Raw genomic sequence first — 25,053 nt, forward strand, 5'->3', positions numbered from 1 at the left:
ACCGTGGTCACATTCGGCCGTCGGATGGGCGTTTGCTTCCTGCGCCCAACGGCCTCACTACCGACACAAAGAGGTGAAGGCACATGACCGCTCTCACGCGAAGACAACTGCTTGGCGCCGGACTGGGTACTGCCGCCATGGGCTTCCTGGCGGGGTGCGCAACCCCCGGAACCCAGTCAGTCAATACCCTGGCCACCATCCCGCCCGCGGAAGGGCCCGTGAGGCTCACCTACTGGGCGTGGCTCAAGGACTTCCAGAAGGTGGCCGACATTTGGAACGCCAAGAACCCCGGCGTTCAGGTGGATGTGGTTTGGATTCCCGGCGGCAACTCAGGCGGGTACCAAAAGCTCTACTCAGCCCTTGCGGCCGGCGGCGGGCCGGACCTTGCCCAGGTGGAACTCCGATCGATTCCCGAATTCCTCCTGGTGAACGGACTGGTTGACGTATCCCGCTATGGCGCCAACGATCACGCCCATCTCTATGACAAGACGCTGTGGAACCAGGTGAGCTACGCAGGAGGTGTCTACGGCATCCCCCAGGACTCCGGACCCATGGCCCTGTTCTACCAGCCGGCCATCCTCGAGTCCGTGGGCGGAAAGACACCTGCAAGCTGGGACGAGTGGGCGGCCCTGGGAAAGGAACTCAGATCGAAGGATGCCTACATCGATTGCTTCCCCATCAGCGACGCTTCGCCCTTTGCTTCGTACGCCTCCCAGGCAGGAGCCGTCTGGCTGCGTCCCGAGGAAAATGGCTGGGTCATCAACATGACCGACGACGCCACCCTGGACACCGCCCGCTTCTTTGACCGGGCCATAGACCAGGACATCGTCAACACCGCCTACGGAGCCTTCTCCCCCGCGTGGTTTGCCGCTGCGGCGAAGGGTGGCATTGCTTCAACCATCACAGGCAGTTGGGGCGATGCCCTTATTGAGGGAGTCAGCGGGGCTGCGGGCAAATGGAAGGTGGCCCCCATGCCCACGTGGGGCGGCAGCGGTTTCGGTTCCACATACCTCGGCGGTTCCTCGGCGGCCGTCCTTGCCAACAGCAAGCACCCCAAGGAAGCCCTCGACTTCGCCGTGTGGCTCACCACGTCCAAGGAAGGCATCGACGCCGAGATCAAGTACAGCGGCATCGGCTGGTCGCCCAATCCGGAGTTCATAGGTACCCCGCGGCAACAGGCTTCGGAGTTCTTCGGCGGACAGCGTTACAACGAGGAAGTCTTCGTACCGGCTACCCAGCAGCAGAACACCGAGTGGTCCTGGTGGCCCGTCACGCAGCAGTCGTTCAACATCCTCAGTGACGGTTTCCGCAAGAAGGCCTCCGGGACCAGTTTGGTGGATGCAGTGGTGGCTTCAGAGCAGCAAATCATCAACGTCTTCAAGAACAAAGGGCTCACCATCCGGAAGGAAACGGCATGACAACAACACGCCCCGCTCCTGCAGCCCAACGCACAGTCTCGGCGGGAACCTCAAAAAGACGGACCGGTGCCACGGCCCGCGCACCATGGATCCTGCTGGCACCCTTCCTGGCCCTCTTCACCCTGACTTTCATCCTGCCCATCCTGGCGGCCATCGGCTCCAGCTTCACCAAAGTGACCCGCAGCGGCCTCTTCGGGGAAGCAGGGGTAACCAGCGGGTTTGCGGGCTTCGACAACTACGCCTTGGCGCTGGGCGACGGTAGTTTCGTGGCCTCCATCGGCCGGGTGTTGCTCTTCGGCGTCGTCCAGGTTCCCGTGATGATCGTCTTCTGCACTATCCTCGCTTTGCTCCTCGAATCGGCGTCCGCCCGCTGGCCCGGCTTCTTCCGGGCCGCCTACTTCCTGCCCTACGGCGTTCCCGGGGTCATCGCCACCATTTTGTGGTCTTTCCTTTACGTGCCAGGACTCAGTCCGTTGTTTGATGCCGCCAAGATCGTGGGCATCACGCCCGACTTCCTCGGCGCCAACAGCGTCCTGTGGTCCATCGCCAACATCGTGACGTGGAGCTACACCGGCTACAACATGCTCATCATCGTGGCCCAACTGAAAGCCATTCCCGGGGAACTGTACGAGGCCGCCAGGGTTGATGGCGCGTCAAGCTGGCGGGTCGCCTGGAGCATCCAGCTCCCCTTGATTCGTCCGGCACTGGTCCTGACCACCGTCTTCTCCATCATCGGCACGCTGCAGTTGTTCGCCGAAGCGCAGGTCCTCAAGACCGTTGCCCCGGCAATCGACAGCCAGTACACACCCAACCTGAGCGCCTACACCACGGCGTTTGCCTACAACGACTACAACGTCGCCGCTGCGCAATCGGTGATCATCGCCGTCGCAGCCTTCGCATTGTCCTTCGCCTTCCTCGCATTCACGAACAGGAAGTCATCATGACCGCAACAACCACCAGCAAAACCAAAGTCTCCACGGCCGGTACCGCCGGACCAGCCAAGAAGCAGGCCACCGGCCCGGACCGCTCGGCAGGCCGCCGTCGTTCTTCCACCATCATCGTCACGGCCATCCTGGTGGTAGTCGCCCTCTACTTCCTCATCCCGGTGTATTGGGTGTTCGTAGCCTCCACCAAGTCCACGGCGGACCTGTTCTCAACCAACGGGTTCTGGTTCGCTCCCACGTTCGCCCTCGGGGAGAATCTCGGCAAGGTCCTGAGCTACGACGGCGGAATCTTCGGCCGCTGGTTCCTGAACTCGGCCATCTACGCCGGTGCGGGCGCCCTGCTGGCAACCTACTTCGCGGCCGCCGGCGGGTACGCACTGGCCAAGTACCAATTCCGCGGCAGGAACCTCGTCTTCGGAACCATCCTCGGCGGCGTCCTGGTGCCCGGTACGGCTACGGCCCTCCCGTTGTTCCTGCTGTTCAGCCAGATGGGGCTCGCCAACACCTACTGGAGCGTGCTGCTTCCGTCACTGGTCTCACCGTTCGGTCTATTCCTGTGCCGGATCTACGCGGACGCCACGGTGGACACTGCCTTGATCGAAGCAGCCAGGATCGACGGGGCCGGGGAACTGCGGATCTTCCACACGATCGGCCTCAAGGTGCTCACTCCGGCCCTGGTCACCGTATTCCTGTTCCAACTGGTGGGCATCTGGAACAACTACTTCCTGCCCTTGGTCATGTTGTCCGATTCCGAGCTCTACCCCATCACGCTCGGCCTGAACAACTGGCTCAGCCAGGTTGACCGTTTGCCCGAATTCTACGAACTCACTACCGGCGGGGTGCTGCTGTCCATCATCCCGCTCAGCATCGCGATGATCGTCCTGCAGCGTTTCTGGCGCGGCGGGCTGACAGAAGGAGCCGTCAAGTAATGACAATGTCCCCAGAAACTGCCTACATCACCGATCCAGGCCCCGGATCAGGCAACCGTTTACCCGCACGCTCGTGGCTGCACACCAACGCACCCACCCTGTCACTGAACGGACAGTGGCGCTTCCGTCTCCTGCCCGGAGCGCCAGGAACACCCGGCGGGCACGGAGTCCTTCCCCACGGCGAAAGCGCAGAAAGCGTTGCGGCCGTAGACCTGGACGACTCAGGCTGGGACCAGATCCCGGTTCCCGCCCACTGGGTCCTGGAAGGAGACGGCCAGTACGGACGGCCCATCTACACGAACGTCCAGTTCCCGTTCCCCATCGATCCACCCTTTGTGCCGGATGAAAATCCGACGGGCGACTACCGGAGGACCTTCGAACTGCCCGCCGACTGGACCTCGGCCGAACGGGTTGTGTTGCGCTTCGATGGTGTTGAATCCCGCTACAAGGTATGGGTTAACGGTGTGGAGATCGGCGTCGGCACGGGCAGCCGGCTGGCCCAGGAGTTCGATGTCACCGATGCCGTGCGCAGCGGGATGAACCTGATCGCCGTCCGTGTCCATCAATGGTCGGCGTCCAGTTACGTCGAGGACCAGGACCAGTGGTGGATGCCCGGGATTTTCCGCGATGTGACGCTTCAAGCCCGGCCGCACGGAGGAATCGAGGACGTGTGGTTGCGCACGGGGTATTCGAGCGCCGGCGAAGGAACCATCGAGCCGGAAATTACCGCATCCCCGGCCGCGTTCCCGGTCCGATTGACGGTACCTGAGTTGGATGTCGACGTCGTCTGGAACTCGCTTGCCGACGTCGCCCCGGTGGCGATCGCCGCCGTCGAGCCTTGGTCCGCGGAACTGCCGCGGCTGTATTCGGCCACCGTGAGCAGCGAGGCTGAGACCATCACACTTCGACTCGGCTTCCGGACCGTGGAGATCCGAGGCGACCGCTTCCTGGTCAACGGCCGGCGGGTGGTGTTCAACGGAGTGAACCGGCACGAAACCCATCCGGACCGGGGCAGGGTCTTCGATGAGGCGTTTGCCCGCGAGGACCTGGCCATGATGAAGCGGTTCAACGTCAACGCCATCCGCACCAGCCACTACCCTCCCCACCCGCGGCTGCTGGACCTCGCCGACGAGCTGGGTTTTTGGGTCATCCTGGAATGCGATCTGGAGACGCACGGCTTCGAGGCCCAAGGCTGGGTTGGCAACCCCAGCGATGACCCTGCCTGGCGTGGCGCGCTGCTGGACAGGATGGAGCGGACGGTTGAGCGGGACAAGAACCACCCCTCGATCGTCATGTGGTCCCTGGGCAACGAGTCCGGGACCGGCTCCAACCTGGCAGCAATGTCCGCGTGGACCCATGCCCGCGACGCCGGGCGGCCGGTCCACTACGAAGGCGACTACACCGGTGCCTACACAGACGTGTATTCGAGGATGTACTCTTCCGTGCCGGAAACCGAATCGATCGGACGCGACGACGTTGGATCCCTGCTGCTGGGCTGCTCGGCCGCCGAATCGGCGCGCCAACGCACCAAGCCCTTCATCTTGTGCGAATACGTGCACGCGATGGGCAACGGACCCGGGGCGATCGACCAGTACCAGGACCTCGTGGACCGCTACCCGCGCCTGCACGGCGGCTTCGTCTGGGAGTGGCGCGACCACGGCATCCGCACGACGGCCGCGGATGGTACGGAATTCTTCGCCTATGGCGGCGACTTCGGCGAGGTGGTCCACGACGGCAACTTTGTGATGGACGGAATGGTCCTCTCCGACTCGACGCCAAGTCCCGGCCTTTTCGAGTACAAGCAGGTTGTGGCTCCCCTGCGCTTGGGCTTCTTGTCCGAACCGGACGACGGCGGAACGCACCACTTCCTGACGCTCGCCAACCTGCGGCGCTCGGCTGATGCGTCCGACGTCGTGGTCCGCTGGCGATGGGAAACAGACGGCCAGGTGGCCTCTTCCGGTGAATTTGAGGCCGTCAATGCCGCAGGTCAGCCGCTTGGCGCCGGCGAAACGGCGCGCTTTGATGTCCCACCGGTTTCGTCCGGGAGCGACGGAGAACAGTGGTTCACGGCCGAGGTTGTGCTGCAGAAGGACGCAGAGTGGGCCGATGCCGGCCACGTGATCTCCGCGGCCCAGCTGCAAGCCGTCCGGCCCCGGGACCGCCGGATCGGACCCCGTCCTTTGCCCACGCCCAGCTCCACTGGCATTCCGGCCGGTACTCTCTCGCTGGGACCGGCAACATTCCACGGCGGCAAGCTTGTTGAACTGGCCGGGCTACCGGTAGCCGGTCCGCGCTTGGAACTGTGGCGGGCACCCACGGATAACGACGCCGGTGCGGGGCGCGGCAGCTACGACGCCGCCGATCCGTGGCTCAACAACGGCGATGGCGTCCCGGCACCTTCCTTGGCGGAGACGTGGCGCAAGGCTGGCCTTGACCGCTTGGTTGGCCGCGTTGAGGAAGTCGCTGCAGGCTCGGACAGCATTCAAAGGCGGACGCGGTACTCCGCTGCCAACAGCCGCCATTGGGTGTCCGTTGCAGAGGAATGGCAGCTCTGCGAAGGCGGGCTCTGGCTGCGTGTGGAGATCGTGCCGGGCTCGGGCTGGGACATGGTGTGGCCACGGGTGGGCGTTCGGCTCGATCTGCCGGCCTCCGTGGACCACGCCTCCTGGTTCGGGACGGGTCCGCGCGAGTCCTATCCGGACAGCGTCCACTCAGCCCTCGTGGGGAGGTACTCCTCCAGCATCGATAAGCTGTCCGTCCGCTATTCCAAGCCGCAGGAGTCCGGCCACCGCTCCGGCGTCCGATCCTTGGAACTGCACAACGCCGGTTCTCCGTGGCTTGGTTTTGAGGCCCTGCCGGACTCCAGGGGACGCTTGCCGGGCTTCACCCTTGCCCGGCACACAGCCCAGGAAGTCTCGGGAGCGGCCCATCCCCATGAGCTCCCGTCCAGCAGCGGCAGCTACCTGTACCTGGACGCGGCCCAGCATGGGCTGGGCTCCAGGGCCTGCGGGCCGGACGTGTGGCCTGACTACACACTTCGGCCCGAGGCCCGGACCCTGGCCTTCCGCCTGACCCAGCTGTAAACGAACACTGTGGGGCCTGCTCTGCGCGCTTTCGGACGAAGATAGCGCGCAGAGCAGGCCCCGCAAGGTGGCTACTGGACGGCTACAGGCTCCTTCCGGGCAGCGTCCTTGCGGATGGTTGCGCTGATCACGGCCGCCACCGTGCACATGGCGGCCGCGCCCAGCCAGGCGTAGTTGTAGTGCCCAGTGGCATCGCGGATGTATCCGGCCAGGAGGGCGGCCGCAGCCGCTCCAAGCTGATGCGCGGCGAACACCCAGCCAAACACCACGGAACCGTCGGCTCCGAACACCTGGCGGCAGATCGCAGCCGTGGGCGGAACGGTGGCTACCCAGTCGAGGCCGTACACCACCACGAAAATGATCATGCTCGGCTCAACCGAGGAGCCCAGCAACAGCGGCAGTACCAGCAGTCCAATGCCGCGGAACTGGTAGTAGACGGCAAGCAGGACGCGGGGGTTGAAGCGGTCCGTGAGCCAACCGGAGGCGATGGTCCCCACAATGTCGAAGATCCCGACGACGGCCAGCAAACCCGCCGCCGTGGTTTCGGGCATGCCATGATCGTGGGCCGAGGGAATGAAGTGGGTGCCGATCAAGCCATTGGTGGTGGCCCCACAGATCGCGAAACCCGCAGCCAAGGCCCAGAAGGTGCGCACTTTACTGGCCCGCTTGAGGACCTGGAGTGCCCGGACTGCCGCGTTGGGTGAGTCCCCCTTAACCGCAGCGTTGTCCGCAGCGGCGGGGGCCGCCGTCGTGCTTTCCGGCTGGAGCTCCGCACCGTAAGGCAGGACGCCGACGTCGGAGGGCGAGTTCCGTAGCCAGCGCAGCACCAGCGGTACTACTGCGAGCGCACCGGCGGCGATGAGCAGCGAGGCGCCGCGCCAGCCGGGGTCCTGTGCCAGCATGGCGATGAAGGGAAGGAAGACCAGCTGGCCTGCGGCGCTGCCTGCGGTGAGGATGCCGATGACGAGTCCACGGCTCTTGGCGAACCACGTGTTGGCGATGGTGGCGGCGAACACGAGGGCCATGGAACCAGTGCCCAGGCCGATGAGCAGACCCCACGTGAGGAGGATCTGCCAGGACTGGTTGACGAGCACCGTCAGTGCGGATCCCAAGCCGATGAGGCACAGTGCAATCGCCGTCACTTTGCGGATGCCGAAGCGCTCCATGAGGGCAGCAGCGAAGGGTGCCGTCAGCCCGAAGAGGACCAGGTTGATGCTGACTGCCAGGGACAACACCGTGGTGGACCAGCCGAATTCCTGCTGCAGGGGAACCATGAGGACGCCCGGTGCGGCACGGAATCCCGCAGCTCCCACGAGGGCAAGGAACGCGACGGCAGCGACGATCCAGGCAGGGTGGAGCCGGCGTCGTTTGCGGGTGGGAACCTCGGTGGTCTCGGGGGCGGTCATGCGGGGATCTCCGTTTCGGCGTGTTCGTGGGCCGTGGACGGCGCGACGGCGAGTGGCATGGGCTGTTCGCTCCGTTTGAGGCTGTGCCAGCTGGTGTTGGCGGCGGTCAGTGCCGCGCCGCAATGGGTGCACGTGTCTGCCGAGGACGTTGGCTTGCCGCATTCGGTGTGGATGACCCGCATGTGCGAAACCTCGTTGGGCGCGTCCAGGTGCTTCTCGGCCCAGATGATGATGGCGTTAAGTACGGGGAGAGAGTCCTCCCCCTTGGGTGTGAGGACGTATTCCTGCCGGGTACGCGCTCCGTCCTTGTAGGGCCGCTGCGCCAGGAGTCCGGACTCCACCAGCCAGCCAAGCCGCTTGCTCAGCACGTTATCTGCCACTTCCAGGCGTTTCTTGATGGCGTCGTACCGGCCGTTGCCGAAGAAGACCTCGCGGAGCACCAGGCTTCCCCAGGGGTCGCCGAGGACATCGAGGCCACGGGCAAGGCTGCACGTTCGGGCAGACCAGTCAGATCGCAAAGGCATACCCTGAAAGTTAGCTGACTTTTCTAAAGAAAGCTAGGTGGTGTGCCTTCGCGACCCTCTTTGCCCGGCAGGGAAGGTGAATGCAACCTCTATCGATTGCCTGACCGGCCAACCGCCGCCAAAGTCAGTGGTGGCGGCCCGGCAGGGGTTACCGGTTCTCGACGACGGATGCCGGGAGTTCGTTCCTCAGCCCGGCCCTGGAAGGGTGGTAGGCGAGGGCCCAGTACACCAGCATCGCGATCCCGCACACCACGCCCAGGCTGGAAACCATGAGCTGCCACTGCGTCTGGGGATCCTTCCCCCACTCGGCGGCTCCGGCCCACACTGCGAGGTTCTTTGGAGTCATGTAGAACGCGATGGTCGAGAAGGCCACGATGACCCACCCCGCGGTGCGCATCCGTCCATTGCGGGAAGGCACCCGGTGCATCGCGAAGGCCATGCTCGGCAGCGCAACGGCCACCCACACCCAGTGGTGGGACCACGAAACCGGGCTGACCAGCAGCATCAACACGGCAGTGGCGGACACTGCCACAAAGTTCTCTTCGACGTCCACGGCCCACTTGATGACCAAGGCAGCGAGCGCAGCAAGGCCCAGCGACAGGACCAGCCACACCAAGCTGGTGGTCGAGGAATCGGGCATGCCGAAGTGGATCAGGAGGCCTTTGAGCGACAGGTTGTCCACGTAGCCTGGCCCGCCGATACGTCCCGTGTCCGGAAGGATCTGCGTCCAGAACGCCAAGGACGCCTGGGGCAGGACAGCCCAGGCAAACGCGATCGATCCAAAGAACCCGGCGGCCATCCATCCGAGGGCCCTGAAGTCCTTGCGCACCAGGAAGTAGAGGCCAAAAGCCAGGGGCGTGAGCTTCACACCTGCGGCCATGCCGATCAGCAGTCCGGCAGGCCAGCGGATCTGCCCGGCCCGGGCCTTACCGTGCAGCGCAAAGTCGGCCAGGATGACGCCCATCAACACAATGTTGATCTGGCCGAAGACGAACGTGTCCCGCCACGGCCCCAGGAGCAGGATGGCCCCTGTCCCCAGCAACGCGGTGGTCCGGAACCGGTAGTCGGCGAATGCCACCCGCCAGGAGGCCAAGCCGAAGAAGTAGTGCCGGGACAGCCAAGCGGCCACCACGCCGGCCCCAAGAAGCGCTGCGAGGATGAAGACCAGGCTGCCACCAAAGAAACCCAGTGCGGCCAGTCCCGAAAACAGCAGCGCGGCAAAGGGTGGGTAGGTAAACGGCAGGCCATCCCGGACGGCGTACAGGTCGCCGCCTTCAAGGACCCTTCCACCACCGTAGTAGTAGACCTCGAAGTCGTTCAGCGCCGGCTCATAGTCCGTGTACAGGAACCAGACCGCCACGGCCAGGGTCAGCGCGGCGGCCGTGGTCAGGATCCAGCCGCGCCTGGCCGTAGATCGCGTCGCCGGTTGGGAAACCGCAGGTGTAGGAGATGCCACGGTCCTAGCCATTGCTGATCTTGGCGAAAGCCTGTTCAAGGTCGGCAATCAGGTCCTCGGATTCCTCGATGCCGCAGGAAAGGCGCAACAGGTTCTCGGGGACGGCCAGTTCGGTTCCCTTGACAGAGGCGTGGGTCATCTCGGACGGATAGTTCATGAGGGACTCGATGCCGCCGAGGGACTCCGCGAGAGTGAACACCGAGGTGGATTCCGCCACCGTGCGGGCTGCGGCTTCGCCACCCTTGAACTGAACGGACACCATGCCACCGAACTTCTTCATCTGCTTCGCGGCGAGATCATGGCCCGGGTGGTCCGGAAGGCCCGGGTAGAGCACTGCCTCCACCTCGGGGCGCGTCAGCAGCCACTCGGCAACCGCTTGGCCGTTTTCACTGTGCCGGTCCATCCGCACGCCAAGCGTCTTGAGGCCTCGCGTGGTCAGGAACGCGTCCATGGGTCCTGATACCGCACCCACAGCGAACTGGATGAAGCCGATCTTTTCAGCCAACTCCGCGTCCTTCACCACGATGGCGCCGCCCACGACGTCGGAGTGGCCGCCGATGTATTTCGTGGTGGAGTGGACCACCACATCGGCACCCAAGGCGAGCGGGGTCTGCAAGTAGGGAGAAGCGAAGGTGTTGTCCACCACCAGGAGGGCGCCGGCGTCGTGCGCTACGGCGGCGAGTGCAGCGATGTCCGTGATCTTCATCATCGGGTTGGACGGCGTTTCCACCCAGACAATGCGGGTCTGGTTCGCGGCCACGGCGCGTGCAACGGCGTCGAGGTCGGACATGTCCACAGGAGTGTTGCCGATCCCCCAGTCGCCCAGCACACGGTTGATTAGGCGGTAGGTTCCACCGTAGGCGTCGTTGCCGAGCACAATGTGGTCACCTGGCCGTGCGACGGCGCGGATCAGCGAATCCTCGGCGGCGAGCCCGGAACCGAAGGAAAACGCAGCCGTGCCTCCTTCGAGTGCCGCGAGCTGTTCCTGCAGGGCGTCACGGGTGGGGTTGCCGCCGCGGCCGTACTCATAGCCGGAGCGCAGGCCGCCAATGCCGTCCTGGGCGTACGTGGAGCTGAAGTGCAGGGGCGGCACCACGGCACCGGTACGGGGCTCGAAGTCCTGGCCGGCGTGGACGGCGCGCGTGTTGAAACCTGCGTTGTTGTTGGCAGACATGAGTGCTCCTCTTCTGTGCTTCTGGCTCGGCGCTTAGTTGCTCAGGTACGCGAGCAGGTCGTGGCGGGTCAGGATCCCCACGGGGGCTCCGGCGAACGTGACCATGACGGTATCGACGTCGGACAGCAGTTCACGCGCGGCGGAAATGGTTTCCAGTGAGCCGATCACGGGCAGGCGCTCACCCATGTGCTCGGCGATCGTGTCCGTAAGCTTCGCTTCGCCCTTGAACAGCTTGGAGGTGAGGCTGCGCTCGTCCACCGCGCCCAGGACCTCGCCCATCACCACGGGCGGTTCCTGCGACAGGACCGGGATATGGGAGACGCCGAACTCGTTCATGATGTTGATGACATCGCGGACGGACTCGTTGGGGTGGATATGGACCAGGTCCGGCATTTCTCCGGTCTTGGACTTCAGCACTTCGCCAACAGACGCTTCCTCGCCGCCGGAGAGGAAGCCGTAGGAGCGCATCCACTGGTCGTTGAAGATCTTGGCCAGGTATCCGCGGCCGGAGTCCGGCAGGATCACCACCACCACGGCGGATTCGTCCAGGTCCTTCGCGGCCTGCAGGGCAGCTGCCACGGCCATGCCGGACGAGCCGCCCACCAGCAGCCCTTCCTCGCGGGCAAGGCGCCGGGTCATGGCAAAGGAGTCGGCGTCGGACACGGCAATGACGTCATCCGGAACGGACCGGTCGTAGTTGTCCGGCCACATGTCCTCCCCGACGCCCTCAACAAAGTAGGGGCGTCCGGTGCCGCCTGAGTAGACCGAGCCCGCCGGGTCCGCGCCGATGATCTTGACCCGGCCGCCGTCGGACTCGGGGCGCTCCGCCGAAACTTCCTTGAGGAACCGGCCTGTGCCGGTGATGGTGCCGCCGGTTCCGGCCCCGATCACCACGTGCGTGACGCGACCGTCGGTGTCCCGCCAGATCTCCGGTCCGGTGGACTCGAAGTGGCTGCCCGGCGCGGCGGGGTTGGAGAACTGGTCCGGCTTGAAGGCACCGGGAATCTCCCGGACGAGGCGGTCGGACACACCGTAGTAACTGTGCGGGCTGTCGGGAGCGACAGCGGTGGGCGTCACCACTACCTCGGCGCCATACGCCTGCAGGACGGCCCGCTTGTCCTCGCCAACCTTGTCCGGCACCACGAACACGCATTTGTAGCCCTTTTGCTGGGCCACGAGGGCCAGGCCCACGCCGGTGTTACCCGAGGTCGGTTCAACGATGGTTCCGCCGGGCTTGAGCCGGCCGTCCTTCTCCGCGTCTTCGATCATCTTCACGGCGATCCGGTCTTTGATGGATCCGCCGGGGTTGACGTATTCGAGTTTCACCAGGACTGTGGCTTTGATCCCGTCCGTGATGTGGTTGAGCTTGATGAGCGGTGTATTGCCGATGAGGTCCAACACGGACTGGGCGTACTTCATAGGTACAAAGTTACCGTCTGCCCGCTGCGGTCCCGGACCGGAGGAGCGTCCCACCGCGTACCCATGGTTCGAAAGCCTGTCATTCCGGGGTAGAGGGCGACACCTGCTCCCTCGTAGGCGCTTGCAGCCCTCCTGCGAACGCGTCAACCTCAGCCATGGGACTGGCTCTGCTGCCGGCAGATTCCCATGGCCTCCCGAGGTGCTTTCCGAGCGATACCCGGCACCTCGCGTCCCATTTGGAGACAATGGCCTGGGTGTTGGCCGGTCCGATAGCCCGGGCCACCTTGGATCCCAGAATCCAAAGACACGCCAACGCTTCATCCCACTCGAACTGCTGGGCGGGTGTTGGGTCACCTTCGTATGCGGATTCAATGTGTTCCGGATGCTGTCGGAACCAATCAAAGACAACCCGGATATCATCTGCATCCTTGTATTGGCCATAGGCGCTTCGGTCAACCCAGGCGTCCAATTTGAGTGCCGTGTAATGCAGCGGATCAACAACCTTGAGGTTCCGCCCATCCGGAAGAATGTACTCATCTGCGACGTTGTAGGCGGACGAGTACGCAAGGACGCTGAGCGGTGACGATCCGGCCGAGGGTTGAACGGAGCCTTCTGGTTCTTCGATTCCGCCAAAGGGAATCAGGTCCACAGGGAGCCCGCCGATGATGTACTTCACGTCCGAAGCCGACTTGCGGGCCTCGAATTCGGCAGTCAGTGCGGCATAGTCCTCACGGCTTGCCACGACCAAGGCAAGATCCACGTCAGAAGTGGTCCGCAGGAAATGCCCCGGGCTGCCGAGTCGCCGATGCATCAGGTCCCGCGCTTGCGCACCAACGAGCATTGTCCTCCTGCGTAGCCCCCGGATGCGCTGTTCCAATAGCGACATGACATCCATGACGATCTGAAACTCAGCGTGCGGTGAGCTCTCGAAGTTGTGCGTTTGTCCCGGCAAAGTCGCTGGCCACCTCCTTCATCCGTGCGTCGCCGTTCGCCAGCAGGTCCGCATAGACCAATGTGGCAGGAGCCACCTCTTGTCCATCCTCGGCAATACTCCAGTCGATGGGAGCCGTCCAAAACTTGCGACGCACGCTGACGTTGGGATTGTCGGCCTTCTTCCACCGGTTCGCGTTCAAGAGACTCGGCCTGAGCTCGTCAACGTAGACCGTAATCGTGGCCGGCCGGATGAGTTCTGGCAGGGCGGACTCGCCACTCAGCCAAATGTCCGGCCCGACGATTGATCGGGGATTCTGTGTATGGACTTCGGCGACGATGAGCTTAGGCAGCAACCTTCTGGGGTAAGCCGAGAGCCAGTCCAAGTAAAGTTTCGCCCGATCGCCCTTATCGAATCGTGGGTGTTCTTTCCGGACTGACTCGACCACCCCTTGGGCTGCCCCGATGGAAGCACCGGAGGCCCTGGCTATCTCCCGAATGCCTTCGCCGATCAAGTCCGGCCAAGTAATGAGGGCAAAGACTACCTGGGCCCTGGCCGGCGTGAATAAGTCCAGCGGGCTCCTCAGCATGTTCCGTTTCTCTCCGACCAAATGTGAGAAGTCGATTTCCGGGCGTTGTCCACGAATGTCCACATAGAAGCCTGGCGCGCTTATAAACATAGTGCCTTTGAGATCGGCGAAGTTGACGCCCCCTCTCCTCAAAGACTCTGCGTGTGCAGGCCTGATCACCGGAGCGAGAACCAGCGGGATGTTTCGTGAACGTCGGTTTCGCTGCTCGGCCTCTGCCGGCGACAGAATCGAAACTTGGAGACTGCTTCTTGGTGTATGAATAACCGCGGGTATCCCGGCATCCTCCGATAGGCCTTCAACATCCAGCGACATTCCTCGTGTGACAAGTAAGTCCCGGAAGGCCTCCAAGAGTTCCGCTTCAATCATGTTCACTATTCTAGGCTGTTCATTATTCGTGAACAAGAGAAAATAGTGAACAAGCGGGAGTTAACGTTCAGCTTCCCGCGGACTGGTCCGTCTGCCACAGGCCCAGGATGTTGCCCTCCGTGTCCTTGAAGTACGCGTACCATCCCATGGTTGGCACGGCGTCCTTGCCCTGCACCACCGAACCGCCGGCCTGTTCCACTTGTCCGAGGGCGGCGTCAATATCGTCAACATCAATGGTGAGGATAGGCGTTTTCAGGTTCTCCGACCGGGGAAAGAGGGCACCGTTGATGGCGCCGGGTTCCTTGGGCATGCCCGTTTGCTCGTCGGAATCCGTGGTGAGGGCGATCGTGTAGTCCATCCCCTGCATGGGGCTGAGGTTCCAACCGAAGGTGCTCTGGTAGAAGGTGTTGGCCCGTTCTTTGTTGTCCGTGGGAATTTCGAAATGCACAATCGCGGCCATGGCTAGCGCTCCTTGTTCCTGGGAATTTTCCTGGGGTGGCGCGGCCTGTTCCACGCCACATCAGGGAGTCTAGCCGCGTACCCCAGCGCCGGTAAGGGCTTCGCGGAGCAAATTGTCAGCCCGGCATGGGACCATGAAAACATGACCATTGCTGAAGCTCCGCCGCTTGTTGCGGCCGCGGCGGACGCATCCCTCAGGTGGCATCCGGGAACCCCTTACCGCCTCGATCAAACCCTGTTCCCGCTGCAGCGCGGCAACGGCGATCCTTCCTTCGCGGCGCACCCCAGCGGTTTTTGGCTGGCTTTCACAACTGCCTCCGGACCTGTGACGTTGCGGCTTTCCTCCGGCGGTTTGGGGTCCGGCGCGTGGGTGGACGCGCAGGCCTGGGGCCCCGGTGCGGAAGACGCCATCGCAGGTGTCCCGCGCCTGTTGGGCGCCGACGACGATTGGGCAGCTTTCGATGAGCCCGCCTTCCATTCCACCCTCCCCCGCCTGGTCACTGAAGCACGACGCCGGAACCTGGCTTTGCGGCTGCCCTCCACCGGACGGGTGGTTGATTCACTGGTGCCCACCATTTTGGAGCAAAAGGTCACCACTTTGGAGGCCCGCCGCGGGTACCGGTACCTCATGTACCGGTACGGCACCAAGGCTCCAGGCCGGGTAGCACCGCAGGGCCTCCTTGTTCCACCCACGGCGCGGCAATGGCTCGGTGTTCCCTCATGGGAGTGGCACAAGGCCGGCGTGGGGCCACAGCGTTCGGCCACGGTGATGCGGGCGCTGCAGTCCGCCGTCGCGCTTGAACGCCTGGGTGCGCTCAGCGCGGCTGAAGCCGGGGCCAAAATGCAGACCATCCCTGGCATCGGCATCTGGACGGCAGCCGAGGTGGTGCAGCGGACCCATGGCTGCCCGGATTCGATTTCCGTGGGCGACTACCATTTGGCGGCCTACGTGGGGTACGCATTGACCGGCCGGAAGACCGACGACGCCGGGATGCTCCAACTCCTGGAACCTTGGAACGGGCATCGGCAGCGCCTGGTCCGCATGCTCTACCTCAGTGGCTTCCGCAAACCCACGTTCGGCCCGCGCATGACGGTCCAGGACCACCGCTCCCACTAAAGCAACGCGGGGGCCACTTGCGGCCCCTTCACCGGCTATTTTTGGGCTCTAAGTGACCCCGCGTTGCTTTTAGAGGTGGAGGCGGGACACGGCTTCCTGGCGCATGTCGACCTTCCGGACCTTCCCGGAAACGGTCATGGGGAAGCTCTCCCGGACATCCACGTAGCGCGGGATCTTGAAGTGGGCCAGCCTGCCCCGGCAATACTCCGCCACGTCCTCGGCGGTGAGCGCGGCTGCCCCTGGTTTGAGGATGATGCAGGCCATGAGTTCCTCGCCGTATTTGGCGTCCGGAACACCGATCACCTGGACATCCTGGATGGCGGGGTGCAGGTACAGGAACTCCTCGATCTCGCGCGGGTAGATGTTCTCCCCGCCGCGGATCACCATGTCCTTGATGCGGCCTTCGATCACGAGGTACCCGTCCTGGTCCATGCGGGCCAGGTCCCCTGTGTGCATCCAGCCGTCGGCATCAATGGCCTCGGCGGTCTTGTCCGGTTGGCCCCAGTAGCCCTGCATCACGGCGTATCCGCGGGTGCACAGTTCGCCGATCACGCCCCGTTCCACCATCTCCCCGCTCCCAGGGTCAATGATCCGGCTTTCCAGGTGCGGCATGGTGCGGCCCACCGTGCTGGTCCGCTGTTCCAGGGTGTCGCCCGCGCGGGTCATGGTGGATACGGGCGAGGTCTCCGTCATGCCGTAGCAAATGGCCACGTCCACCATGTGCATCTCCCCGATCACCCGCCGCATCACCTCGATGGGGCACAGGGAGCCGGCCATGACCCCGGTCCGGAGCGTGGACAGATCGTAGGATCCGAAGTCTTCCAGCGCCAGTTCCGCTATGAACATGGTGGGCACGCCATACAGGGAGGTCCCACCGAAGTCCTGCACGGCTTCCAGCGCGGCCGACGGATTGAAGCCCCGCCCCGGAATGATCGTGGCGGCCCCGAAGCTGAGTGCGTTGAGGTTTCCGATCACCATGCCGAAGCAGTGGTAGAAGGGCACGGGAATCACCACACGGTCGTGTTCGGTATAACCGAGCAGCCGCCCGATGGAGTGCCCGTTGTTGAGGATGTTGTGGTGGGTCAGCGTGGCACCTTTGGGGAAACCCGTGGTGCCGGAGGTGTATTGCAGGTTGATGGGATCGTGCGGGTTCAGTTGCGCCATCCGCTCACGCAGCGCGGAAGGCCCGACGGCGTCAGCCCGGGTCAGCAGTTCGGCGTACGTCAGTTCGTGGCCGGTTTCCGGCACGCCTGAGCGCAGGCCCAGGAGCGGATCGCCCGGAAGGAACACCAGTTCCCTGAGCTCCTGACAGGTAGAAAGAGCTGCCCTGGCCATGCCGACGTAGTCGCTGTTCTTGTCCGTAGGCGCGGCCACCAGCATGCGCATACCGTTTTGCTTCACCACGAATTCCAGTTCATGGCTGCGGTAGGCCGGATTCACGTTGACCAGCACGGCTCCAGCCTTTGCGGTGGCGTACTGGAGGATGGTCCACTCGGCGCAGTTGGGACTCCAGATGCCAATCCGGTCTCCCTTGGCCACACCCAAGGCGAGCAGCGCGCGGGCGAGGCGATCGACGTCGTCGTTAAGCTTTTGGTAGCTCCAGCGGCGGGCTTGCCCGCCCGGCGCGGCTGCGGCCTCGATCAAGGCATCGCGCAACGGGAAGCGCGCGGCTACGCGTTCAAAATTGGCGCCAATGGTCTCTTCGAGCAGCGGGACATCAGTGTCACCGGCGGTGTAGGACAACATGACGGAACGCTACCAAGCCGCCGCCCGCAACAGAACCGTAAACAGCTCAGAGGTGAACGTGTCCTCCCGGTAGTGTTGAAGCCATGAGTGCACCCATCGACCTGCAGGCAACGTTCATTCCCAACGAAGGCGAATTCTTCCGTGTGAAGCTCGCCCTTGAGATCGCAATCGACGAGGTGGTCAACGAGCCCGGCTGCATCCGCTACGAGCTGACCGAAGCCACCGAAGAGAAGCTCGTCCTGACCGAGCGCTGGGAATCCGAGGAACTGCTGGAGAAGCACTCCAAGGGCATCGCCGTCCAGGACCTGAACGAATCCCTGAGCGCCCTGCTGGCCGAGCCGGTCCAGCTGGAACGCCTCTGATCCCGAAGTCGCTGCAAACGCAATGAGGTCGCCGGAATGTTCCGGCGACCTCATTGCGTTTCCGGCGATCCCGTCGATCGCCGGGGAAGTCCTAGTTTTCCTCGGCCTGCGCGGCGCGCTGCTTGGCGACGTGGGCGTGGACCTCTTCCATGTCCAGGCCCTTCACGGCCTCGATGACCTGCTCCAGCTGCGGACCGTTGAGGGCACCGGGCTGCGAGAAGACCAGGACCTTTTCACGGAAAGCCATCAGCGTGGGGATGGAGGTGATTCCGGCCTCGGCGGCGAGCTGCTGCTCGGCCTCGGTGTCCACCTTCGCGAAGAGGACGTCGGAGTGGTTGTCCGACGACGCCTGGTAAACGGGGGCAAACTGGCGGCACGGACCGCACCATGCGGCCCAGAAATCCACCAGGACAATGTTATTGCCCTCAATGGTCTGTGCGAACTGTTCTCCAGTGATGTCAACTGTAGCCATGATTCCACCGTACGCGACCCTGGTCTGGAAGTCCCGTGCGGGGACCTCCTGTTCGCTTCCCGCTTCACCGGGAATAGCCACGGAACCTGCTCCGTTGCGGGGCCTGCCCTGCGTGCCAACAGCGCTACAAAGAATGCAAAGCGGGCCCCGCAACGGGTATGCCTAACCGGCGGACACCGGGGTGCCTACCTGCCCAGCACGTACTTGAGGGCCGAGGCGTAGAGGGGCGCCACCTTGTTGTGGCCGGTCTGGTTCATGTGGATGTTGTCCAGGTAGTTTCCGTCTGCCCCGGCGATAGTGGCGGTGCCGGCCATGGAAACCCGTGGCCAACCTCGGAGGGCAGCCTCGCGCATCAGCATGCCATCCACCCAACGGCGCTGGAAATGGCTGGAATCGTAGCGGGAGAGCACGCCGTTGATGACGATGGTGCTCCGGGGATACTTACGCCGCAGTTCATCCCACAGTTTGTTGGCTTGGGAAAGGATGGCCGCGTCGGTGGCCATGATCCGGGCATCATTGCCACCCAGGTTCACTATCACCACTCCGGGGTTCCCCTGCGGCAGGAGGATACGGTCCAGGAGGACAGCGTCCGTCGCGGAGCCAACCGAACTCCCGGACACATAGCCCATGCCGCCGATACTGCGGACCACCTGGCGAGGGTAGCCTGCGGCGCGGGCGCCCTGTTCGCCCCAGGAGTCCAGGTCCAACTGCGAGTCTCCGAGGATTACGGCCGTGGAAGCGTCCACGGCCTCCGCCGAGTACAGTTCCTGGGTGGTGGGGTTCCAGATGGTTTCCAGCTTCTGGAAAGCAACGTGGTTTCCGCGTGAATCCGTCCACGTGTCACGGAGGGGCCAGCCAAAGTCGCCCGGGTTCACGGACCACACCACGTAGCTCGGGTGGCCCACGATCCGGGTTCCGGTGCCCGGCCCCCATACCAGCCAGCCATTGGCGAACTGCTGGACCAGTCCTCCGGCCTTGGGAATCTTGTCCGTCAGCGGCAGTCCGAGTTGCCCCGCCGCGCCGCCAAGCGCCACGTAGCGGTTGTGGATGTCGCCGTGCGTGGTGGAGTGGGCTCCCGTGGCCGCGGACCAGTACACCGTGCCACCTTGGAACTGCTGGTACACGAAGTTCGCCTGGCGGTTCTCTTCTCCCACGGGGTACCCGAGGGCCCCGTTCTGTCCGCCTGTGGAGGACCAGTAAGCCCGGATGGCTCCGGTCAGCACGCGGGCCCCTGTCCCCGGAGACCAGACGATGGTTCCGCGCTGGTACTGCTGAGCCGATCCCCCATTCCTCAGCCCGGTGGCCTCATCCGAAGTGGGGTAGCCAAGATCCCCGCCCTCCAGGCCGGATTCCCGCCAGCGCCCACGGATTGCACCCATGGAGGGATGCGCCCCACTGGCCGCCGACCACACAATGAAGCCGCGCTCGAAGACCTGGTACGCACCGCCGTCGGGCAGTCCCGTCCGCTCACCGGTGACGGGGTAGCCGAGGTAGCCGCTTTCAAAGCCCGAGCGTGCCCAGGCAAGGTGGATGGAACCGGTGGTGCGTTGTGCCCCGGTTCCGGGAGAAGAAGTGATGGCGCCGCGTTCGAACACCTGCTTGGAGCCGCCGTTGCGGAGGCCCAGGGCCGTGTCCGTCGTCGGGTACCCGTGGTATCCCGCCGGGCCACCGTTGTCCCACCACGCGGTGCGGACCGGACCGTTGACCACTACCCGGGCACCGGTCCGGGCTGACCAGGCGATGTCTCCGCCGGTAAAGCGCTGCACGCACCCGGAGGCCACACATTCCTCTTTGGACGTCGGCTTGAGCAACACGCTTCGGGCCCAGGCGCTGGTGTTGTACAACTGACCGATGGCACCCGACACGGACGGCGTTGATGTGTCCGTGGCTACTGCCGGAACCGCTGTTCCGAACACACTCCCGGCCAGCAAAAGAACGCTTGCGCAGACCGAAAGCCTGCGGCGGGCATGGCCAGTTTTTGACCCTGTGGAACCCATACTGCTACCCCATAAAAACTTGGGCGGAACGCCCGGCTGCTGCCTCCCCACCGGACACAGTCAGGCAAGTATGTTTCACGCCGGCGCATACCTGTTAGTCGACGCGGTCATTGGTGCAACATCGTTATTTTCCGCAAGCTCTTGCGGTGCATTGAACAAGTGTTTAGTGTTTGGAACATGCGTTCAACCGCGGAGGATTTGACCACCCGGGCCCGCATCCGGGATGCCGCCATCGGCCTGTTCGGCCGGGATGGCTTTGCCCGCGCCACCGTCCGCTCCGTCGCAGCGGAGGCAGGGGTGAGCCCCGGCCTGGTCATCCACCATTTCGGCAGCAAAGCCGGACTCCGCGAAGTCTGCGACCAGCATGTCCTGGCCCAAACCGCCAACCAGGGCCGCGAGAAAACGGACCCCCGCACCACGAGGCTCCTCATCCAGGACTACCTCAACAACCCCCACGAGTACGCGGACGAGATCGCCTACATCCGCCAGTCCCTGGGCGACGAGTCAGACGCCGGAGATGCCTTCTTCGACGGGGTTGTCAGCCAAACGGAAGACATCATCCACACAGGCATCCAGGCCGGCACCATCCGCGCATTCGAGGATGTCCGGGCCACCGCCGTCGTCATTGCCTCCAACAGCCTGTCCATGCTCATGCTGGGCCGGCACGTTTCCCGGGCGCTCGGCACGCCGGCCTCCGAACCACACGGCATCGGCCCCGAACTGCTCCGCCACCTGACCCTGCCGGCCTTGGACATCTACACCCACGGTTTCTACACAGACTCGCGCTTCCTCGAATCGGCCCGCGAAGCCCTCCACCACCAATCAAGCACCACCGAAGGGAGCATGCCCCGTGACCCAGGCAATCGTCGTCGAGGGGTTGCGTAAGAAGTTCGGCCACCGCGAAGTCCTGCATGGACTGAACTTCACCGTGGACGCCGGCACAGTGTTCGGCGTCATCGGCCCCAATGGCGCGGGCAAGACCACCACCATGCGCTGCCTGCTGGACATCATCCGGCCCAGCGCCGGATCGATCTCCGTCCTGGGCCAGGATCCCCGGCGGGCCGGAACAACGTTGCGCCGCCGGATCGGGTACTTGCCCGGCGAACTCCATCTGGAAAACCGGACCACCGGCCGACGCGTCGTGGAACACTTCGAGGCCATCAGCGGCCCCGTGGACCGCGCCCACGTCAAGGCGCTCGCGGACCGTTTGGACCTCGACCTGGACCGGCAAACCCGGAAGCTTTCCAAGGGCAACAAGCAGAAGCTGGGCCTGCTCCAGGCCTTCATGCACCGCCCCGAACTCCTGGTGCTGGACGAGCCCACCAGCGGGCTGGACCCATTGGTCCAGCAGGAATTCCACGCCATGGTCCGCGAAGCCGTGGACTACGGTGCCACCGTTTTCCTCAGCTCCCACGTCCTGAGCGAAGTCCAGCAGGCAGCGGACGCCGTCGCGATCCTGCGCGACGGCGGCATCGTCACCATTTCCACAGTAGAAGCCTTGCGGAACGCGGCCGTGCGGCAGCTGAAGTTCAACGTCACCGGAACGGGAACGCACGACGTCGGCGCGCTGCTGGCCCGGGTGCCTGGCGTCGCCAACGTGGCGCTGCGGGAAGTTTCCCCCGAGGGCGCCTCCCGCCCTGCCGTGGAGGCCACTGCAACTCTGTCCGGCCAGGTCCAACCGCTGGTCCGCGAGTTGGCCCGGCTGGAACTCACTGACCTGGTGTTGGAGGAACCGGACCTCGAGGAAGCCGTGCTCACGCTCTACACGGGCCACTACGAGGGCAACGGCCATCATTCACCCGGCACGCCAGCCGTATCAGGCCATGCCACCGCACCCAAGGAAGAAGCCCATCATGCCTAGGATCCTGCCCCTTTTCACCAAGGCACTGACGGATTCCTGGCGCTCCACCATCGCGTGGGGGTTGGGACTGACCGGCGCCATCATGCTCTACCTGCCTCTCTACCCGTCCATCGGGGGCAGCTCGCAGATGCAGCAAATGATCGATGCCCTGCCGCAGGGAATGACCAAGGCCCTCAACTACGACCAAATCGCCACAGGAACCGGCTACACCCAGGCCACACTGTTCGGGCTGATCGGCTTCCTGCTCATGTCCTTGGCATCCGTGGGCTGGGGTGCCGCGGCCGTGGGCGGTGATGAGGAATCCGGGCTGCTGGAGCTCACACTGGCCCACAGTGTCACGCGCATCCAGGTGGTCCTGGAACGGGCCTTGGCACTCGTAGTCCGCGTTGCCGCTCTGGCGCTGCTCGTCTTCGTGCTGGTGCTGGTACTGAACCGACCAGCGCAACTGGGTATCGACGTCGGGCATCTCGCCGGAGCCGTGGTGCTGTTCGCCGGGCTGGCACTGCTCAGCGGAACCGCTGCCTTGTGCTTTGGGGCGCTGACCGGCAGGAAGGTCTACGGGATTGCCGCCGGCGCGGCAGTGGCAGTACTGGGCTACGTCTTCAACGCAGTGGGCAGGCAGAGCCCGAACATGGAGTGGCTTCTGAACCTCTCGCCCTACCACTGGGCCTATGGCAATTCGCCAGTGACGAACGGCGCCGATTGGGGAGCCGCGGTGGGCCTGCTGGGTATCTCGGCCGCGCTCATTGCCGCAGGCGCGGTGGCCCTGCAGCAGCGGGATGTGGGCGTCTAGTCCTGGCCTTTCACGCGCTCCTGGACGTGCGCCTCCGCAGTGTTCCAGGAGTGCGGGGCCGGTCGGCGGGCTCCCGGGAGAGCATTGTGTTCACGCCATTCGTGGATCCAGTCCGGAAGTTCCAGATCCACGGGCGGGTGACCAAACTCTGCCAGGATGTCCTCCTGGCTCACCGGCTTTCCCTTGCTGACCAACCGGGTGGCGATGTGCGCGCGGGCATAGATCTCGCCGTCCACCACCATGCGCTGCTCAAAGTAGATGGCCTTGGCGTCCAGGCCGATGATCCTGGTCTCCACCGTGTAGCGCTGCCATAGCTGCAGGGACTTCCGGAACGCGATGGTCTCCCCCGCGGCCACCGGGCTCCAGCCGCGCTTGCGCATCCTGCGCCAAATGCCGCTGCGCACCATGAGGTCGAAACGGCCCAAGTCCATGAGCGAGAAGTACATGCCGTTGTTGACGTGCATCGCGATGTCGATGTCAGTAGGCAAGACGCGCAAGGGCAAGGACGACGCATCCCAGACGCCCAACGGTGAACGCTTCGCGGAGGTAAAGAGCAACAGGATCGTGCGGAGAAGCAGGTGCATGGTTCCCATGTTACCCATGAGTAACTTTTGCCGGAAAGAGGCATCCAGCAGGCGGACCGCGGGCGCCAGTCAAGGCCGCTTTATGTCCAACGTTTGCACAAACGTTTACCGCAGGTTCACGAAAACCGTGCACAACATCTGGAACTCATGAACACGTACAACAAACGGGGGGCTCCTTTGAGCACACTGCAAACCACCATGGCAGGCGGGAACGTCTGGCCCGAGCTCGCCATCCGCCAGGAAGTGGTCCTGGCCGATGCCCGCGGGAACCGCATCGAAGGAACCATCGACGGCATGACGGATGACCGCAGCACCCTGTGGGTCCAGCTCAAGGGGGGCCTGGGCCGCCAACTGGTCCACCACCTGGACGGCTACTGGCTCGAAACCCCGGCAGCGTAGTTACGCCGAGGCCGTGCGGGGCCACACCGTGACTAGTATTCCGGTATGACGCAAGCGCGATACCGGGACCTCGTCGAGTGGCCCCTCATGATCACGGCCCTGATCTTCCTGGGCGCCTACGCCTGGCAGGTCATTGGACGCGTCGATGGCGCCGCGGCCCAACCCTTCGAAGTGATCCTCTGGATCACGTGGGGCATCTTCGCCCTGGACTACATCGCCAACCTGTGGCTGGCCGAAGACCGCAAGCGATGGTTCTTCTGGAACCTGCACGAACTCCTCATAGTGGTCCTCCCCTTCTTCCGGCCCCTCCGGCTCCTTCGGCTCGTCACCTTGCTCTCCGTGCTGCACCGCACCGTGGGAGAAACCCTGCGCGGACGCATCGCCACCTACGTGGCGGGCTCAGCCGCAATGCTGGTGCTGGTGGGTGCGCTCGCCGTCCTGGACGTTGAACAGGGCGCGCCCGACGCGAAAATCGTGACGTTCGGCGACGCCCTCTGGTGGGCCATCACCACCATCACCACCGTGGGCTACGGCGACCTCTACCCTGTAACACCCATGGGCCGCGTGGTGGCCGCAGCCCTGATGATGAGCGGCATTGCCGTCCTGGGTATTGTCACTGCTTCCATTGCCTCGTGGTTGGTGCAGCGGATCGAGGAGAACGCCGAGGACGTGGCGGCCGCCGTCGAAGACAAGACCCTGGCCGCCGAGGCTCCTGTGCGTGCCGAGATTGCGGTCCTCCTGACCGAGATCACGGCCTTACGCCAGGAGATCGCCGAACTGCGCCAAGCCTCGGAGCGCAGTCCAGGAAATTGAGGGCCCCCTCTACGCTCCGGACCATGCCGGACCATCCGGAAACAAAAAATCCCCGGAACCAGTGGTTCCGGGGATTTCCCGTTTGGGTGGCAGATGAGGGATTCGAACCCCCGTAGGCAGTGCCAGCTGATTTACAGTCAGCCCCCTTTGGCCGCTCGGGTAATCTGCCGAACTTCAAAAGAAGATCACTTCCGGAAGACCATTTCTTTCG

Annotated in this window: 23 protein-coding genes and 1 tRNA gene; 11 read left to right on the plus strand and 13 right to left on the minus strand. The window is 64.1% G+C overall.

Going from position 1 to position 25,053, the window contains the following annotated elements:
* The first annotated feature begins 83 nt into the window (after positions 1–83).
* The 4 genes from ACH488_RS11695 to ACH488_RS11710 are packed head-to-tail and all read left to right on the plus strand — an operon-like array spanning position 84 to position 6,374.
* On the plus strand, positions 84–1,418 hold the full coding sequence (locus tag ACH488_RS11695) for an ABC transporter substrate-binding protein (protein WP_397324344.1): 1,335 nt from the start codon (positions 84–86) through the stop codon (positions 1,416–1,418).
* Positions 1,415–2,362, plus strand: coding sequence for a carbohydrate ABC transporter permease (locus ACH488_RS11700; RefSeq protein WP_397324346.1), 948 nt, complete (start codon positions 1,415–1,417; stop codon positions 2,360–2,362). Before ACH488_RS11695 ends, ACH488_RS11700 begins: the two co-directional genes overlap by 4 nt.
* Positions 2,359–3,291 (plus strand): carbohydrate ABC transporter permease, encoded by a 933-nt coding sequence (locus ACH488_RS11705; RefSeq protein WP_397324347.1) that lies wholly within the window; start codon positions 2,359–2,361, stop codon positions 3,289–3,291. Before ACH488_RS11700 ends, ACH488_RS11705 begins: the two co-directional genes overlap by 4 nt.
* Positions 3,292–3,296: 5 nt before the next feature.
* Positions 3,297–6,374, plus strand: coding sequence for a glycoside hydrolase family 2 TIM barrel-domain containing protein (locus ACH488_RS11710; protein ID WP_397324443.1), 3,078 nt, complete (start codon positions 3,297–3,299; stop codon positions 6,372–6,374).
* Positions 6,375–6,445: 71 nt separating this feature from the next.
* Here ACH488_RS11710 and ACH488_RS11715 read toward each other — a convergent pair whose 3' ends face one another.
* The 8 genes from ACH488_RS11715 to ACH488_RS11750 all read right to left on the minus strand — a co-directional run bounded on the left by ACH488_RS11715 (position 6,446) and on the right by ACH488_RS11750 (position 14,699).
* Entirely contained in the window at positions 6,446–7,780 is a 1,335-nt protein-coding gene (locus ACH488_RS11715) for an MFS transporter (protein WP_397324348.1), read from the minus strand.
* Positions 7,777–8,304, minus strand: coding sequence for a winged helix-turn-helix transcriptional regulator (locus ACH488_RS11720; protein WP_397324349.1), 528 nt, complete (start codon positions 8,302–8,304; stop codon positions 7,777–7,779). Before ACH488_RS11720 ends, ACH488_RS11715 begins: the two co-directional genes overlap by 4 nt.
* Before the next feature lie 148 nt (positions 8,305–8,452).
* Entirely contained in the window at positions 8,453–9,760 is a 1,308-nt protein-coding gene (locus tag ACH488_RS11725) for a glycosyltransferase 87 family protein (protein WP_397324351.1), read from the minus strand.
* Between the two features lie 4 nt (positions 9,761–9,764).
* Positions 9,765–10,934: a cystathionine gamma-synthase gene (locus ACH488_RS11730; RefSeq protein WP_397324352.1), complete on the minus strand. Its 1,170-nt coding sequence runs from the start codon at positions 10,932–10,934 to the stop codon at positions 9,765–9,767.
* A 33-nt stretch (positions 10,935–10,967) separates the two neighbouring features.
* Positions 10,968–12,353: a cystathionine beta-synthase gene (locus tag ACH488_RS11735; RefSeq protein ID WP_397324354.1), complete on the minus strand. Its 1,386-nt coding sequence runs from the start codon at positions 12,351–12,353 to the stop codon at positions 10,968–10,970.
* Positions 12,354–12,432: 79 nt separating this feature from the next.
* Positions 12,433–13,194: a hypothetical protein gene (locus ACH488_RS11740; RefSeq protein ID WP_397324355.1), complete on the minus strand. Its 762-nt coding sequence runs from the start codon at positions 13,192–13,194 to the stop codon at positions 12,433–12,435.
* Between the two features lie 67 nt (positions 13,195–13,261).
* Positions 13,262–14,239, minus strand: a complete 978-nt coding sequence (locus ACH488_RS11745; RefSeq protein ID WP_397324356.1) for a type IV toxin-antitoxin system AbiEi family antitoxin — start codon at positions 14,237–14,239, stop codon at positions 13,262–13,264.
* A gap of 67 nt (positions 14,240–14,306) precedes the next feature.
* Positions 14,307–14,699: a VOC family protein gene (locus ACH488_RS11750; protein WP_397324358.1), complete on the minus strand. Its 393-nt coding sequence runs from the start codon at positions 14,697–14,699 to the stop codon at positions 14,307–14,309.
* 141 nt (positions 14,700–14,840) lie between these two features.
* Here ACH488_RS11750 and ACH488_RS11755 point away from each other — a divergent pair, with 141 nt between their 5' ends.
* Positions 14,841–15,815, plus strand: a complete 975-nt coding sequence (locus ACH488_RS11755; RefSeq protein ID WP_397324359.1) for a DNA-3-methyladenine glycosylase family protein — start codon at positions 14,841–14,843, stop codon at positions 15,813–15,815.
* Positions 15,816–15,884: 69 nt separating this feature from the next.
* Here ACH488_RS11755 and ACH488_RS11760 read toward each other — a convergent pair whose 3' ends face one another.
* Positions 15,885–17,561 carry an AMP-binding protein gene (locus ACH488_RS11760; RefSeq protein ID WP_397324360.1) on the minus strand — a complete coding sequence of 559 codons (1,677 nt, stop codon included), beginning with the start codon at positions 17,559–17,561 and terminating at the stop codon, positions 15,885–15,887.
* Positions 17,562–17,644: 83 nt separating this feature from the next.
* Here ACH488_RS11760 and ACH488_RS11765 point away from each other — a divergent pair, with 83 nt between their 5' ends.
* Positions 17,645–17,923, plus strand: a complete 279-nt coding sequence (locus ACH488_RS11765; RefSeq protein ID WP_223934120.1) for a putative quinol monooxygenase — start codon at positions 17,645–17,647, stop codon at positions 17,921–17,923.
* A 91-nt stretch (positions 17,924–18,014) separates the two neighbouring features.
* Here ACH488_RS11765 and ACH488_RS11770 read toward each other — a convergent pair whose 3' ends face one another.
* Both ACH488_RS11770 and ACH488_RS11775 read right to left on the minus strand, forming a co-directional pair.
* Positions 18,015–18,395: a thioredoxin family protein gene (locus ACH488_RS11770; protein ID WP_397324361.1), complete on the minus strand. Its 381-nt coding sequence runs from the start codon at positions 18,393–18,395 to the stop codon at positions 18,015–18,017.
* Between the two features lie 185 nt (positions 18,396–18,580).
* The gene (locus tag ACH488_RS11775; protein ID WP_397324362.1) at positions 18,581–20,311 is read right to left on the minus strand and encodes a GDSL-type esterase/lipase family protein; all 1,731 of its coding nucleotides are present in this window, start codon (positions 20,309–20,311) and stop codon (positions 18,581–18,583) included.
* Positions 20,312–20,569: 258 nt separating this feature from the next.
* Between ACH488_RS11775 and ACH488_RS11780 the strand changes: the two genes are divergently transcribed.
* Genes ACH488_RS11780 through ACH488_RS11790 form a run of 3 tightly spaced genes read left to right on the plus strand, consistent with a single transcriptional unit; the run spans position 20,570 to position 23,046 of the window.
* The gene (locus ACH488_RS11780; RefSeq protein WP_397324363.1) at positions 20,570–21,277 is read left to right on the plus strand and encodes a TetR family transcriptional regulator; all 708 of its coding nucleotides are present in this window, start codon (positions 20,570–20,572) and stop codon (positions 21,275–21,277) included.
* Complete coding sequence (locus ACH488_RS11785) at positions 21,243–22,253, plus strand: ABC transporter ATP-binding protein (RefSeq protein WP_397324364.1); 1,011 nt, start codon at positions 21,243–21,245, stop codon at positions 22,251–22,253. The genes ACH488_RS11780 and ACH488_RS11785 overlap by 35 nt, the downstream gene beginning before the upstream one ends.
* Entirely contained in the window at positions 22,246–23,046 is an 801-nt protein-coding gene (locus ACH488_RS11790; protein ID WP_397324366.1) for an ABC transporter permease subunit, read from the plus strand. Before ACH488_RS11785 ends, ACH488_RS11790 begins: the two co-directional genes overlap by 8 nt.
* Here the strand turns inward: ACH488_RS11790 and ACH488_RS11795 are convergent.
* Positions 23,043–23,630 (minus strand): acyl-CoA thioesterase, encoded by a 588-nt coding sequence (locus ACH488_RS11795; RefSeq protein WP_397324367.1) that lies wholly within the window; start codon positions 23,628–23,630, stop codon positions 23,043–23,045. The genes ACH488_RS11790 and ACH488_RS11795 overlap by 4 nt on opposite strands.
* 177 nt (positions 23,631–23,807) lie before the next feature.
* Here ACH488_RS11795 and ACH488_RS11800 point away from each other — a divergent pair, with 177 nt between their 5' ends.
* Positions 23,808–24,029: a hypothetical protein gene (locus ACH488_RS11800; protein ID WP_397324368.1), complete on the plus strand. Its 222-nt coding sequence runs from the start codon at positions 23,808–23,810 to the stop codon at positions 24,027–24,029.
* A gap of 45 nt (positions 24,030–24,074) precedes the next feature.
* The gene (locus ACH488_RS11805) at positions 24,075–24,842 is read left to right on the plus strand and encodes a potassium channel family protein (protein WP_397324370.1); all 768 of its coding nucleotides are present in this window, start codon (positions 24,075–24,077) and stop codon (positions 24,840–24,842) included.
* Positions 24,843–24,929: 87 nt separating this feature from the next.
* On the opposite strand, the gene ACH488_RS11810 is transcribed toward ACH488_RS11805, so the two are convergent.
* Positions 24,930–25,011 (minus strand) — tRNA-Tyr (locus tag ACH488_RS11810).
* Positions 25,012–25,053 lie beyond the last annotated feature (42 nt).

The organism is Paenarthrobacter sp. NPDC018779 (assembly GCF_044391085.1).
Taxonomy (GTDB): domain Bacteria; phylum Actinomycetota; class Actinomycetes; order Actinomycetales; family Micrococcaceae; genus Arthrobacter.